This is a genomic window from Dactylosporangium thailandense (genome assembly GCF_059739745.1).
On sequence record NZ_AP029195.1, the window covers coordinates 10,753,267 to 10,766,371 of the forward strand.

Genomic DNA, 13,105 nt, shown 5'->3' on the forward strand with positions numbered 1-13,105 from the left:
CCTTTGAAGCGGATCGTCGTTACCGTCGCCGTGGTGGCCGTGACCGTCGCGGTCGCCGCGGGGATCACCCTGACGGTGCTCAACCACGGGAGCCGGCCGCATCCGCCGTCGGCGGCCCCCTCGTCCACAGTGGACACGGGGCCGCCGGCCATCGCCACTTCGGAGGGGCCGTTCCAGGCCGGGCCCGTCGGGCCGCCGAAGCAGGGCTCCTACCTCGGCGCCTGGGTGCGGCCCGGCAGCCTGACCGAGTCCGGCCGGGTGACCGCGATGACGGCCTGGGAGCGGTCGCTCGGGCGCAAGATGGCGATCGTCAACACCTACCGCCGCTTCGACGAGGACTTCGACACCGCCTCCGACCGGCAGTTCGCGGCCCGCGGCAGCACGCTGATGCTGTCGTGGGCCGGCGGCGACACCCGGCTCATCACCATGGGCCGCTACGACGACCTCATCCGCCAGCGGGCCCGGGAGCTCAAGGCGTTCGGCCATCCGGTGCTGCTGCGCTACCGCTGGGAGATGGACCGCCCGAACCTGCGCGCGCAGATGTGGTCGGGCGCGGACTACATCGCGGCGTGGAAGTACGTGCGCAACATCTTCACCCAGGAGGGCGCGACGAACGCCTCGTGGGTGTGGTGCCCGACGGCCGAGGGCTTCCAGGGCGGCTACGCGGCGGACTTCTACCCCGGCGATGACCAGGTCGACTGGACCTGCGTGGACGTGTACGCCGGCACGAAGTACGGCGCCATCGGCGCGCTCATGCGCCCCTTCCTCGAGTTCTGCGCGCGGCACCCGAGCAAGCCGGTGATGGTCGGCGAGTTCGGCATCGCCCGCAGCTGGGGCTCCGAGCAGCGGGCGTCGTGGCTGCGCGACGCCTCGGCCACGTTCAAGGCCAACCCGCAGATCCGCGCGGTGCTGTACTTCGAGTCCGACCCCACCGACAACAAGGGGCCGACGAACCAGTTCATGGTCTCGGACGACCCCGGCGTGCTGGACGCGTTCCGCTCCTCGCTCGCGCAGGACACGTACTACAAGCCGATGACGAGCTCGCGGCCCTGACGCTCGGCCTCGGCCAGCACCGGAATCCAGCGCCCGGCGTCGAAGACGTTGCCGCCGATCGCCTCCGTCGCGGGGTCGTCGGGCTCGATGAGGGTGAACGCCGGGTCGAGCGCCTCGCGCTGCAGCAGCGGCATGCGGGGCGCGAGCACGTAGACCTTGTCGTAGCCGGCGGCCAGGTCGGCGTTGGTCCGCGACCGCACCCCGCCGTCCATGAAGCGCGAGCCGTTGACGGGGATCGGCGGGAAGATGCACGGCACCGCGCAGCTGGCGGTGACGGCGGGCACCAGCGGTACACCCGAATCGGCATCCCAGGCGACGGGCTCTCCGGTGGCGGCGTCCACCGCGGTCACCGTCAGCCGGTCCGGCCAGCCCTCGATCGGCAGCCGGCGCCCGAACGCGGCCAGCCACGGATCCGGCGCGCCGACCTCGGCCTCGAGCGCGATCGCGCCGATCCGCCGGCGCATCTCGGCCGGCTCCAGCGAGCCGTCCTGCAGCAGCTGGAAGGCGAGCGCCCCGCGGTTCCAGTCGGCGCGGATCGGCGGGTCGCCGGGGCCGAGCGGGGCTTCGATCGCGGCGGCGGTGCGCGGGTCGCCGAACGCGGCGATCAGCGCACCGGTCATCGCGCCGGCGGAGGTGCCCAGGATCAGATCTGCGCGGGCGAGGTCGATGCCCCGGTCGTGCAGGCCGACGAGGATGCCGAGTTGCCAGGCGACGCCGGTGATGCCGCCGGCGCCGAGGACGAGCGCGGTGCGTTGCATCCATCCTGCTTAACACGCGCTGCTGAACGCCTCGCGGTCAGCAGGAGTCCGGCACCCACCAGCAACACGCCGAAGACCTTCGCCGGGCCCGGAACCTCGTGGTCGGCCACGGCCGCGGTGCCCAGGGCGAACACCGGCACCAGGGCCAGGAAGACGCCCGCGCGGTCGACGCCGAGCCCGGCCACGCCCGTGTACCAGCACACGAACGCCACCACGGTCAGCACCAGCCCGAGGAACGCGAGGGCGGCCGCCTCGGACGGGTGCGGCAGGCGCGGCCGCTCGCCGGTCAGGGGCAGGAGCAGGAGCAGCATCGGTACGGCCAGAGCCGTGCTCCAGGCCGAGACGCGCACGGGTCCGAGCCGGGGCAGCAGCGGCGCGGCGAGCAGCGAGAAGGCGGCCTCGCAGGCCAGCACGCCACCGGCCGCGACGAGCCCCGCGGTGTCGTGCGCGCCGAAGCCGGAGACCAGCGCCGCGCCGGCGACGACCACCGCGGCCGCGCCGAGCAGCCGCGGGGCCGGGCGGCGGCCCTCCGACAGCGGTCCGAGCAGGGCCAGCAGCAGCGGGCTCACGCCGACGATGGTGGCGATGACGGCCGGGTCCGCGTGCTTGAGGGAGTACAGGAGCAGGATGTTGAACGCGACCAGCCCGGTCGCGGCCACGAGCCCGAGGCGCACCAGCTCTCGCCCGGTCGGGTGAATCCGGGCGGGTTCGCGCCGGACGAGCGCGAAGAGCGCGATGGCGGCCAGCGCGTAGCGAAGGGCCTGGCCGGACAGGATCGGATAGGCGACGATCGAGCGGCTCACGACGAACGAGCCGCCGAGAATCGCGCAGGTCAGCGCGCAGTACGCGGAGTGGCGCCGGTTCATACGCACGAACTTACGAGCGCCAGTGGTACCCGCTACAGTGCCACCGAGGGACCGTTTTGAAGGGCCACTTTTTGTCGGTATGGGAGGCGTTGGTCGAGCTCGACCGCACCCGCCCACGGGTCGGCGAGCAGCTCGTCGGCGCCCTGCGCGAGGCGATCACGCGAGGCCGCCTCGCCCCCGGCACCCGGCTGCCCTCGACCCGCGACCTCGCCGCCGACCTGGGCGTGTCCCGCGGCCTGGTGGTCGGCGCCTACGAGCAGCTGGCCGCCGAGGGCCGCCTGGTCAGCCGGCGCGGCTCCGGCACCGTGGTGGCCGAGGTGGTCGCGGCCGTGCCCCGCCGCCGCGCCGACGTCGTCGAGCGGCGCGCCGCGGTCGCCCCGCTGCGCCCGGGCGTGCCGGACCTGGGCGCCTTCCCTCGCACGGCCTGGCGCCGCGCCTACGAGACCGCCCTGACCAGCGCGCTCGACGCGGACTTCGACTACGCCGACGCGATCGGCGTGCCGCGGCTGCGGGCCGAGCTCGCGGGCTACCTCGGCCGCGTCCGGGCGGCCCTCGTGCCCGCCGACGGGCTGATCGTCACCGCCGGCGTCACGCAGGGCCTGGCGCTGCTGGCCCGGGTGCTGCTGGCCCGCGGGATCAAGCGGATCGCGCTGGAGGACCCGGGCCCGGCCGCGCTGCGCGAGCACCTGGCCCGGCTCGGCCTCGACGTGCTCGCCGTGCCCGTGGACGCCGACGGCCTCGACGTCGCCGCCCTGGCCCGCACCCGCGTCCGCGCGGTGGTGCTGACCCCGGCCCACCAGTTCCCGACCGGCGTGGTCCTGGCTCCCGGGCGGCGGGCCGACGTGATCGCCTGGGCGCGCCGCGTGGACGGGCTCGTGGTGGAGGACGACTACGACGCCGAGTACCGCTACGACCGCGAGCCCGTGGCCTGCCTGCAGGGCCTGGCCCCGGACCGGGTGGCCCTCGTCGGCTCGGTGAGCAAGGTCCTCGCGCCCGGCCTGCGGCTGGGCTGGCTGGCCGCGCCGGCGCAGTGGCTGCCCGACCTGTTCGCGGCCAAGCACGACGCCGACAACGGCGGCCCGGCCCTGCAGCAGCTCGCCTTCGCCGAGTTCCTGGCCGGCGGCGGCTACGACCGGCACCTGCGCCGCGCCCGCCGCCTGCACCGCGAGCGCCGCGACGCCGTGGTCGCGGCCGTGCGCCGGCACCTGCCGCGCGCCCGGATCGGCGGCATCGCGGCGGGCCTGCACCTGGTCGTGGAGCTGCCGCCGGGCGTCGACGACCGCGCCCTGGCCGAACGCGCGGCCGAGGCCGGTCTGGGCCCGCTGGCGCTGTCGACGCTGCGGGTGCGCAAGGGCGGGCCGGGCGGGCTGGTCCTGGGCTACGCCGCGCACACGCCGCACGAGCTGACGGCCGCGGTGCGCAAACTCGCCACGCTCATGTGAGCCGTCACCTTCGGTGCCGGCCGGTGTCGCCCGCGCGCTCGCCCCCGGATGATGTGCGCGATCCGCCGCGCCCGGACCAGCGCCCGGCGCGTCGGGGCCGCCTCGGGGCGCGCGGGGGGCGGTGCACCGGATACGGTCGGGGCATGTCCCAGCACTTTGTTCCGTTGGCCGAGCACATCGCGGACGCGTTGCTCGAGTGTGCGCCCGCGCTGGCCGCCGGCGCCGGGGATCACCGCTTCGACAACCGGCTGCCCGACTACTCCGCCGAGGGTGTGGCCGGCGACGTCGACATGCTGCGCGACGCCTCCGCCGCGCTGAGCCAGATCGACGTCGACGAGCTCGACCGGCAGGACCAGGTCGACCACGCGGTGCTGCTGGCCCGGGTGGAGCGGATGCTGTTCGAGCGCACCGAGATCCGCGAGCACGAGTGGAACCCGCTCGTGCACAACCCCGGCACCCTGCTGCACGGCCTGATCTCGCGCCCCTTCGCCCCGGCCGAGCAGCGGCTGATGTCGCTCGCCGCGCGGCTGAGCGCGATCCCCGACGCCCTGGCCACCGCCCGCGAGGTGCTCGGCGAGTCGCCCCGCGTGCACGTGGAGACAGCGATCGGCCAGTTCGCGGGCACCGCCCGGCTGGTGCGCGAGGAGCTCGGCGAGCTGCTCAAGGAGGAGCCCGGCCTGGCCGAGGTGATCGCGCCGGCCCAGGAGCGCGCCGCGACCGAGCTGGACGCCTTCGCCGACTGGCTGCGCGGCCGCCTCGACTCGAGCGACCGCGACCCCCGCCTGGGCCGCCGGCTGTGGGAGGCGCGGCTCTGGCACACGCTGGACACCGAGCTGGGCGCCCGCACGGTGCTGGAGCGGGCCGAGGCCAACCTGGACCGGGTGACCGAGGAGCTGCGGGAGGCCGCGGCCGAGCTGACCGGGGACCGCGACATCCGCGCGGCACTGGCCCGGGCCGCGGCCGACGTGCCGGACAACGACACCATCGTCGAGCTGGCCAAGGTCTCCCTGGACGAGGCGACCGCCTTCGTGCGCGAGCACGACCTGATCACCCTTATCGACGACCCCCTGGTGATCATGGAGATGCCCGAGTTCGCGCGCGGTGTGGCCGTGGCCTACTGCGACCCGCCGGGCCTGCTGGAGCCCGCGGAGCTGCCGACCTTCTTCTGCATCTCCCCGACGCCGGCCGACTGGTCGAGCGAGCGGGTGGCGTCGTTCTACCGCGAGTACAACCGCCACATGCTGCGCGACCTGACCGTCCACGAGGCGACGCCGGGCCACTTCCTGCAGCTGGCCCACGCCCGCCGCTTCCGCGGCCGCACCCGCGCCCGGGCGATCGGCTGGAGCGGCCCGTTCGTGGAGGGCTGGGCGGTCTACGCCGAGGAGCTCATGGCCGAGCGGGGCTTCGGCGGCCTGCCGGTGCGCCTGCAGCAGCTGAAGATGCAGCTGCGCATGAGCATCAATGCCATCATCGACCAGCGCGTGCACTGCGACGACATGACCGAGGCCGACGCCATGGCGCTGATGATGGAGCGCGGCTTCCAGGAGGAGGGCGAGGCGGCCGGCAAGTGGCGCCGCGCCCTGCTGAGCTCGACGCAGCTGTCGACCTATTTCGTGGGCTACACCGAGGTCCGGCAGATCGCCGATGAACGCCCGGCGAACGTCACCCTCCGCGACTGGCACGACCGGATGCTCGCGCACGGCTCCCCGCCCCCGCGCCACCTGCGCACGCTGCTGGATCTGTAACCCGAGCGCCGGGCGAGATCCCGCCGGGAGATAGGCTCAGGGGTGCCGCACCGTGGCGGCCGACCACAATTTTTTCGGCAAGGAGTGACACGACAGTGGCCACTATCGAAGCAATCGGCGCGCGGGAGATCCTCGACTCGCGGGGCAACCCGACGGTTGAGGTCGAGGTCGTCCTCGACGACGGCACCCTGGCCCGGGCGGCGGTTCCCTCGGGCGCCTCGACCGGCGCGTTCGAGGCCAACGAGCTGCGCGACGGCGACAGCAAGCGTTACCTCGGCAAGGGCGTCGAGAAGGCGGTCGAGAACGTCAACGAGCGCATCGCCGAGGCCGTGCGCGGCTTCGACGCCACCGAGCAGCGCCTCGTCGACCAGGCCATGCTCGACCTCGACGGCACCCCGGAGAAGTCGGAGCTGGGCGCGAACGCGATCCTCGGCGTCTCGCTCGCGGTGGCCAAGGCCGCGGCCGACTCGGCCGGGCTGAGCCTGTTCAAATACCTCGGCGGCCCGAACGCGCACCTGCTGCCCGTGCCGATGATGAACATCCTCAACGGTGGCTCCCACGCCGACTCCAACGTCGACGTGCAGGAGTTCATGATCGCGCCGGTCGGTGCCCCGACCTTCCGCGAGGCCCTGCGCACCGGCGCCGAGGTCTACCACACGCTCAAGTCGGTGCTGAAGAAGAAGGGCCTGTCGACCGGCCTCGGCGACGAGGGCGGCTTCGCGCCCAACCTGCCGACCAACGCGGCCGCGCTCGACCTGATCGCCGAGGCCGTCGAGAAGGCCGGATACTCGCTGGGCAGCGACATCGTGCTCGCGCTCGACGTGGCCGCGACCGAGTTCTTCAAGGACGGCGCCTACGCGTTCGAGGGCGCCGGCAAGTCGTCCGACGAGATGATCGCGTACTACACCCAGCTCGTCGACGCCTACCCGATCGTGTCCATCGAGGACCCGCTGTCGGAGGAGGACTGGGACGGCTGGAAGGCGATGACCGACGCGCTCGGCTCCCGCATCCAGATCGTCGGCGACGACCTGTTCGTCACCAACCCGCAGCGCATCGCCCGGGGCATCGCCACCGACACCGCGAACGCGGTGCTGGTGAAGGTGAACCAGATCGGCTCGCTCACCGAGACGCTCGACGCCGTGGACCTCGCGCACCGCGCGGGCTTCCGCACGATGATGAGCCACCGCTCGGGTGAGACCGAGGACACCACCATCGCCGACCTCGCCGTCGCCGTGGGCAGCGGCCAGATCAAGACCGGCGCGCCGGCCCGCTCCGAGCGGGTCGCGAAGTACAACCAGCTGCTGCGCATCGAGGACGAGCTCGACGACGCGGCGCGCTACGCCGGCCGTGGCGCCTTCCCGCGCTACCGTGCATAAATCGTTCTGATTGGCCCGCGACCCCGATCTGCCCCCGGGCGGACCGGGGTCACGGGCCGCACGGACCTGGGGGAGGAGCACATGCAGCAGCGCACCAGGCCCGGCGGGCGCGGGATCGGCCCCCGGGGCTCGGCCCCGCGCGGGCAGGGCGAGCGCCGGGGCACGCAGCGGGCCGGCCGGGCTCCGTCGCGGCCGATGGTCGCGCGCCGGGCCGTGGCCACCGGCGCCGGGGCGGCGCTGCGCACCCGGGCCCCGCAGCCGCGCCGGTTCACCAGCCGCGCGGTCGTGCTCAGCCTGGTGCTCCTCGTGCTGCTGCTCGCCTACGCCTATCCGGTGCGGGTCTACCTCGCCCAGCAGGCCGAGATCGAGGCGCTGGAGGAGAGCCAGCAGCGCCAGTCCGTCAAGGTCGCCGAGATGCAGGCGCGCGCGAAGAAGTGGGACGACCCCGAATACGTGATCTCCCAGGCCCGCCAGCGGCTGCACATGGTGCTGCCCGGCGAGAAGCCCTACGTGGTCGTCGACCCGGCGAACAACCAGGCCACCGACCCCGCCGAGCTGCCGGGCGCGCCGAAGCCGCCCCGGCCCTGGTACGACAAACTCTGGTCGAGCGTCGAGGCGGCGGACAAGCAGTGAGCGATTTCGAACCGGCCACCGAGAAGGATCTCGCCGTGGTCGCGGAGCAGCTCGGCCGGACGCCGCGCGGCACCCGCGCCGTCGCCCACCGCTGCCCCTGCGGCCTGCCCGACGTCGTCGAGACCACGCCGCGGCTGCCCGACGGCACGCCGTTCCCGACGCTGTTCTACCTGACCTGCCCCCGGGCCGTGCACGAGTGCAGCCGGCTCGAGTCGGCCGGCCTGATGCGCGAGATGGGCGCCCGGCTCGCCGCGGACCCCGAGCTCGCCGCCCAATATCAGGCCGCCCACGAGGACTACCTGCGCCGCCGCGAGGCGGTCGGGCACGTGGCCGAGATCGACGGCGTCTCCGCGGGTGGCATGCCGACCCGCGTGAAGTGCCTGCACGTGCACCTCGGGCACGCCCTGGCGGTCGGGCCGGGCGTGAATCCGTTCGGCGACGAGACCGTGCGGCTGGCCGGCGAGTGGTGGGCGCAGGGGCCCTGCGTGTCACTCGATGCTGGTGACGACTGAGCGCAGGATCTCGTAGCCCTCGGCGTCGTCCTGGGTGCCGGTGTGCGGCCGGCGGAAGCGGCGCACCTCGACCGCGATGTCCGACAGCGCCCAGCGCAGCTGGAACAGCATGATCGTGGACGGGCGGACGAGCACCCCGGTGGCCTCGGCGTAGGCCTCGAAGATCGACCCGTCGCCGGGCTCGATCAGCCACAGGTCCCGCTCCGGCGGGGAGACGAGCACCGTGTCCCAGTCGATGAGCCGCCACCCGGTCGGCGTGCGCATGGTGTTGCCCGAGTGCGGCTCGCCGTGGGTGAGCACCGCCCGCACCGGCTCGGCCCGGCTCTGCAGCACGAGCTCGTCGTAACGGGCCAGCACCCGCTGCAGCGGCCGGCGGTGCGCCTCGAGCAGGTCGGCCGCGGGCACCGCGTAGGGGCCGCAGGCGATCTCGTCGCCGGGCCGGCGCAGGGCCTCCTCGACCTCGTCGCGGTGCGGCACCGCGAAGTCGTCCACGCGCGCGTGCCGGCGGGCGACGGGCGGGGCCGTGTGCAGCCGGATGATCATGTCCAGGGTGGCCCGGCGGTGCGTGGGGCCCGTGAACGCGTTCCACTCGAAGCTGGCGCCCTCGACGAACGGGTACAGCGCGATCGTGAACGGCCCCTGGTGCACCGCGACGGCGCCGTCCAGCGCGGGGACCGGCGCGACGACGAAGGAGTGCCCGGTGGCGTGCAGGTCGGCGGCGACCCGCAACGAGGCGCCGAGCTTCGCCGGGTCGGCCGGCTCGTCCACGGTGACGAACCAGCGGAAACCCGCGGTGTCGGCGAGCTCCCAGTGGTGGCTGCCGAAGCCGACGGGCCGATAGCTCAGCGACTTGACCGGAATGCCCCACTCCTTGGTCAGCACCGCCCCGAGGGCGTCCTCGGGGAGTCCGGCCGGTGGGGTCAGCACCCAAAGAAGGTACGTCAGACTTCACCCGCGGGCGGGACCGGAGGCCGTTCGCGGCCGAACAGTCGGATTGTTGACGTTAGCAGGGTGAGCCATTGACGGAACAGCTTGGCGGTGGATCGGCTGGTCCCTTGGCCTCGAACCCCATCCGGATCGCCCCGCCGGCCTCCAGATAGGTGTTGTACGCCTGCGAGCGCAGCACCAGCCGCCCGGGCCCCTGCTCGGCGGTGGCGCCCCAGGTCGATGTGACATCGACGTTCTTGGGCAGATTCAGCTGGACGATCCAGCCCATGAGCGGCTGGCTGCCCAGGTTGGTGACGGTGACCTCGGCGTTGAAGCCGTCCTTCCACTTGCTGCGCACCGCGTACGCCGCCTTGACCGATCCGGGGGCGGCGGACGTGTGGGCGGTCGGCCGCGGCGGCTGGGTCGTGCCGGCCACGGAGGCCATCGGCGGGCGCTCGGCGGGCGCGTCCTTGGTCACGTACAGGACCGTCATGGTGCCGGCCACCACCGTCATGAGCGCAGTGGTGACCATCAGCACCCGATCGCGTGTCAGGAGCCACATCCGCGCGCCACTACCCTTACGCCCATGGAGGTAACCGTCCGGCGGGCCCGAACCGCCGACGTGCGGGGGATTCGGCGACTGGTCGCGATGTACGTCGCGGACCGGCGCCTGCTCTCCAAGCCCACCGTCGCGCTCTACGAGGCCGTGCCGGAGTTCTGGGTCGCCGAGCGCACGAGCGACGGCACGATCGTCGGCTGCGGCGCTCTGCACGTGATGTGGGAGGACCTCGCCGAGGTCCGCACCGTCGCCGTCGACCCGCTCCTGCGCGGGCACAAGATCGGCCACCGGATCGTCGCCGAGCTGCTCGAGGCGGCGCGCCAGATCGGCGTGCGCCGGGTCTTCGTGCTGACCTTCGAGACCCGCTTCTTCGCCTCGTTCGGCTTCGTGCCGATCGACGGCACCCCGGTCACCCACCAGATCTACGAGGAGCTGCTGCGCTCCTACGACGAGGGTGTCGCGGAGTTCCTCGACCTGGAGCGGGTCAAGCCCAACACCCTCGGCAACCATCGGATGCTGCTGCATTTGTAGGCTTCCGGGTGTGAAGCGCGTGGCGGCCATCGACTGCGGGACCAACTCGGTCCGACTCCTCATCGCCGACGTCTCCGAGGACTCGGAGATCTCGGACGTGACCCGGCAGATGCGTATCGTCCGGCTGGGCGAGGGCGTGGACCGGACCGGGCGGCTGTCCGAGGCCGCGATCGAGCGCACCCGGCTGGCCCTGGTCGACTACGCCGCGGACATCGCCGGGGCCGGGGTCGACGCGGCCCGCATGGTGGCGACCAGCGCCTCCCGGGACGCCGGGAACGCGGGCGACTTCCGCGCGATGGTGCTCGACACGCTCGGCTTCCCGCCCGAGGTGATCACCGGCGACGAGGAGGCGCGGCTGTCCTTCTCCGGCGCCGTGCGCGGGCTCACCGCCGAGGCGCCGTTCCTCGTGGTCGACATCGGCGGGGGCTCGACCGAGTTCGTGGTGGGGGAGCGCGACGTCGAGGCGGCCATCAGCGTCGACATCGGCTGTGTGCGGATGACCGAGCGGCACCTGCGCACGGACCCGCCGACCCCCGAGCAGATCGCGGCGGCCGAGGCGGACATCGAGGCCGCGGTGGACCGGGCCCTGGCCGCGGTCGACGGCGCCCGGGCGTGCACGCTGGTCGGGCTGGCCGGCTCGGTGACGACGGTGGCGGCGCTGGCGCTCGGGCTGGGGGAGTACGACCCGAAGCGCATCCACCGCGCGCGGATCTCCGCCGCCGACGTGGCCAAGGTGACCGCGGGGCTGCTCGGCCAGTCCGCCGCCCAGCGCCTCGAGCACCCCGTCATGCACCCCGGCCGCGCCGACGTGATCGGCGCGGGGGCGCTCATCCTGCGGGTGATCGTCGATCGGGTGGGAGTCGACTCGGTGATCGCCTCCGAGTCGGACATTCTCGACGGAATCGCCCTGTCACTCGCGTAAGTTCCTCAGGTTTGCCCTGTCGGATTTGTGTCAGAGCAGCTCAGGTGCCATGCACGGAGGGTCACCCGGTCCGGCGGACCTCGGCCCGGGACTGCTCGCGGGGCTCGGCGTCGTCGCGGGACCACCACCAGCCGTACGTGAGCACACCGTCACTCGGCATGGTGACGATGATCTTCGCCAGGAGGGCGCCCTCGTAGGCGTTGAACACCCCCGGCTCGCTCTGCACGAATCGGGTCACGCCGGGCAGCTCCAGGCACGTGACGTGCAGTTCCAGCCGGCCGGCCTCACTCGCGGTGAGGATCGTGTGCTCGACGTGCTGCAGGCCCTTGCTGTCGCTGACGGCCTCGTAGTCCAGCGTGATGGCATTGCCCCGCACCACCGAGGTCACCTTGATCCGGGCGACGAATGGTCCGGACTCCAGCCCGTCCCCGCGGCCTCGGTAGACACCGGGCGCCGCGGCGAGCCGTTTCAACAGATCGGTCACGGCGCACACCGTAATACGAGCACGCTCAGTGCTGCGCGCATTGGCCCTCTACCGATATCGTGAGCCGTCTCCAGCAGGCAAGAGGTCGGTTTTCCAAGCTCAACCGTCATTTTGCCCGTTAGGGTGATCTTTGCGGCATACCCCGGAAGGAAACGCAATGTCTGATCAGTACCCGCCGCCCGGCAGCTACCCGCCACCCGGTGGCGGGGGTTACCCGCCGCCCGGTGGTGACCAGCCGCCGTACGGGCAGTCGTCCGGCGCACCCTACGGCCAGCCCTCCTCGGGTTCCCCGTACGGCCAGCCCTCCTCGGGCGCCCCGTATGACCAGTCCTACGGCCAGCCGCCGGCCTACGGTGCCCCGGCCGCGCCCGGTGGCGCGCCGTTCGGTGCCCCGCCGCCGAAGAAGTCCAGCGCCGGCAAGATCATTCTGATCATCCTCGGTGTCATCCTGGTGCTCGCGCTCGTCTGCTGCGGCGGCATCTTCTTCTTCGCCCGCAGCACCTGGAACGACATCGTCGACAGCGTCAACTCGGACCCGTCGAACGCCAAGGTGGGCGACTGCCTGGCCGGCGACTCGATCAGTGACAGCACGTCGAAGAACGTCAGCGTGAAGATCGTGAAGTGCGACGACGCGACCGCGAAGTACAAGGTCGTGGGCATCAAGAACGGCGTGTCCCAGACCGAGTCCCTGCAGGACGAGGCCACCGTCTGCGACGCGTACTCCGACGCGAAGTACGTGCTCTGGCAGGGCACCGACGTCAGCAGCGGCGACGCCCTCTGCCTCGACGACGCCAAGTAAAAGGCGCAGCAAGAACCGGCAACAGCTTCGCAGGGCGGTCCGCATCGGCAGCGGGCCGCCTTTTTGCGCGCCTCGGTCCTACGCGCTTGATACTACTGTGCATTGCGTACTACTCTGCTTGCCGTGGACACCACCCAGCTGCTCAAGGGGGTGCTCGACCTCGCCGTTCTCGCCGTGCTGCGCGACGAGGACGGCTACGGGTACGACATCCTGCGCCGGCTGCGCTCGGCCGGCCTCGACGACGTCGGTGACGCGTCGGTCTACGGCACCCTCCGCCGCCTCTTCCAGGCTGGCGCGCTGACCACCTACGTGGTGCCCAGCGAGTCGGGGCCGCATCGCAAGTACTACGCGCTCAACGCCGCCGGCCGGGCCCAGCTCGCCCAGTCCGGCAAGGTCTGGACGGGCTTCGCGCAGACCATGGACCGGCTCATCGGGGAGGTGGCGGCATGAGCGGTACGGAGCGAAGCGGAGTGGCCGCTCATCGGGAAGGTCAGGCCT

At 72.7% G+C, this 13,105-nt stretch carries 15 protein-coding genes; 10 read left to right on the forward strand and 5 right to left on the reverse strand.

Features of this window, described 5'->3' with window-relative positions:
- The first annotated feature begins 3 nt into the window (after positions 1-3).
- Positions 4-1,053, forward strand: coding sequence for a glycoside hydrolase family 26 protein (locus AC6JBM_RS48120; RefSeq protein WP_497980279.1), 1,050 nt, complete (start codon positions 4-6; stop codon positions 1,051-1,053).
- Here AC6JBM_RS48120 and AC6JBM_RS48125 read toward each other — a convergent pair.
- Positions 1,023-1,811, reverse strand: a complete 789-nt coding sequence (locus AC6JBM_RS48125; protein WP_497980280.1) for a patatin-like phospholipase family protein — start codon at positions 1,809-1,811, stop codon at positions 1,023-1,025. The two genes, AC6JBM_RS48120 and AC6JBM_RS48125, sit on opposite strands and share 31 nt — an antisense overlap.
- The gene (locus AC6JBM_RS48130) at positions 1,697-2,677 is read right to left on the reverse strand and encodes an EamA family transporter (protein WP_497980281.1); all 981 of its coding nucleotides are present in this window, start codon (positions 2,675-2,677) and stop codon (positions 1,697-1,699) included. Before AC6JBM_RS48130 ends, AC6JBM_RS48125 begins: the two co-directional genes overlap by 115 nt.
- A 71-nt stretch (positions 2,678-2,748) precedes the next feature.
- On the opposite strand from AC6JBM_RS48130, the gene pdxR reads away from it, so the two are divergent.
- The 5 genes from pdxR to AC6JBM_RS48155 all read left to right on the forward strand — a co-directional run bounded on the left by pdxR (position 2,749) and on the right by AC6JBM_RS48155 (position 8,385).
- On the forward strand, positions 2,749-4,119 hold the full coding sequence (gene pdxR / locus AC6JBM_RS48135; RefSeq protein ID WP_497980282.1) for a MocR-like pyridoxine biosynthesis transcription factor PdxR: 1,371 nt from the start codon (positions 2,749-2,751) through the stop codon (positions 4,117-4,119).
- A gap of 143 nt (positions 4,120-4,262) precedes the next feature.
- Positions 4,263-5,864: a DUF885 domain-containing protein gene (locus tag AC6JBM_RS48140; protein ID WP_497980283.1), complete on the forward strand. Its 1,602-nt coding sequence runs from the start codon at positions 4,263-4,265 to the stop codon at positions 5,862-5,864.
- Positions 5,865-5,959: 95 nt separating this feature from the next.
- Positions 5,960-7,240, forward strand: a complete 1,281-nt coding sequence (gene eno, locus AC6JBM_RS48145; protein WP_350611983.1) for a phosphopyruvate hydratase — start codon at positions 5,960-5,962, stop codon at positions 7,238-7,240.
- An 81-nt stretch (positions 7,241-7,321) separates the two neighbouring features.
- Complete coding sequence (locus tag AC6JBM_RS48150; RefSeq protein ID WP_350611984.1) at positions 7,322-7,873, forward strand: FtsB family cell division protein; 552 nt, start codon at positions 7,322-7,324, stop codon at positions 7,871-7,873.
- Positions 7,870-8,385 carry a DUF501 domain-containing protein gene (locus AC6JBM_RS48155; RefSeq protein WP_497980284.1) on the forward strand — a complete coding sequence of 172 codons (516 nt, stop codon included), beginning with the start codon at positions 7,870-7,872 and terminating at the stop codon, positions 8,383-8,385. Before AC6JBM_RS48150 ends, AC6JBM_RS48155 begins: the two co-directional genes overlap by 4 nt.
- On the opposite strand, the gene AC6JBM_RS48160 is transcribed toward AC6JBM_RS48155, so the two are convergent.
- Together AC6JBM_RS48160 and AC6JBM_RS48165 are read right to left on the reverse strand one after the other, a co-directional pair.
- A complete protein-coding gene (locus tag AC6JBM_RS48160) occupies positions 8,362-9,312 on the reverse strand; it encodes a phosphotransferase (protein WP_497980285.1) in 951 nt (316 codons plus the stop codon). The two genes, AC6JBM_RS48155 and AC6JBM_RS48160, sit on opposite strands and share 24 nt — an antisense overlap.
- A gap of 76 nt (positions 9,313-9,388) precedes the next feature.
- Positions 9,389-9,874 carry a cellulose binding domain-containing protein gene (locus tag AC6JBM_RS48165; protein WP_497980286.1) on the reverse strand — a complete coding sequence of 162 codons (486 nt, stop codon included), beginning with the start codon at positions 9,872-9,874 and terminating at the stop codon, positions 9,389-9,391.
- A gap of 24 nt (positions 9,875-9,898) precedes the next feature.
- On the opposite strand from AC6JBM_RS48165, the gene AC6JBM_RS48170 reads away from it, so the two are divergent.
- Both AC6JBM_RS48170 and AC6JBM_RS48175 read left to right on the forward strand, forming a co-directional pair.
- Complete coding sequence (locus AC6JBM_RS48170; RefSeq protein ID WP_497980287.1) at positions 9,899-10,402, forward strand: amino-acid N-acetyltransferase; 504 nt, start codon at positions 9,899-9,901, stop codon at positions 10,400-10,402.
- 19 nt (positions 10,403-10,421) lie between these two features.
- Positions 10,422-11,324 (forward strand): Ppx/GppA phosphatase family protein, encoded by a 903-nt coding sequence (locus tag AC6JBM_RS48175; RefSeq protein ID WP_497986704.1) that lies wholly within the window; start codon positions 10,422-10,424, stop codon positions 11,322-11,324.
- Positions 11,325-11,385: 61 nt separating this feature from the next.
- On the opposite strand, the gene AC6JBM_RS48180 is transcribed toward AC6JBM_RS48175, so the two are convergent.
- Positions 11,386-11,808, reverse strand: coding sequence for a hypothetical protein (locus tag AC6JBM_RS48180; RefSeq protein ID WP_350611989.1), 423 nt, complete (start codon positions 11,806-11,808; stop codon positions 11,386-11,388).
- Between the two features lie 157 nt (positions 11,809-11,965).
- Here AC6JBM_RS48180 and AC6JBM_RS48185 point away from each other — a divergent pair, with 157 nt between their 5' ends.
- On the forward strand, positions 11,966-12,607 hold the full coding sequence (locus AC6JBM_RS48185; RefSeq protein WP_497980288.1) for an LppU/SCO3897 family protein: 642 nt from the start codon (positions 11,966-11,968) through the stop codon (positions 12,605-12,607).
- 123 nt (positions 12,608-12,730) lie between these two features.
- Positions 12,731-13,057: a PadR family transcriptional regulator gene (locus AC6JBM_RS48190; protein WP_497980289.1), complete on the forward strand. Its 327-nt coding sequence runs from the start codon at positions 12,731-12,733 to the stop codon at positions 13,055-13,057.
- Positions 13,058-13,105: the final 48 nt, after the last annotated feature.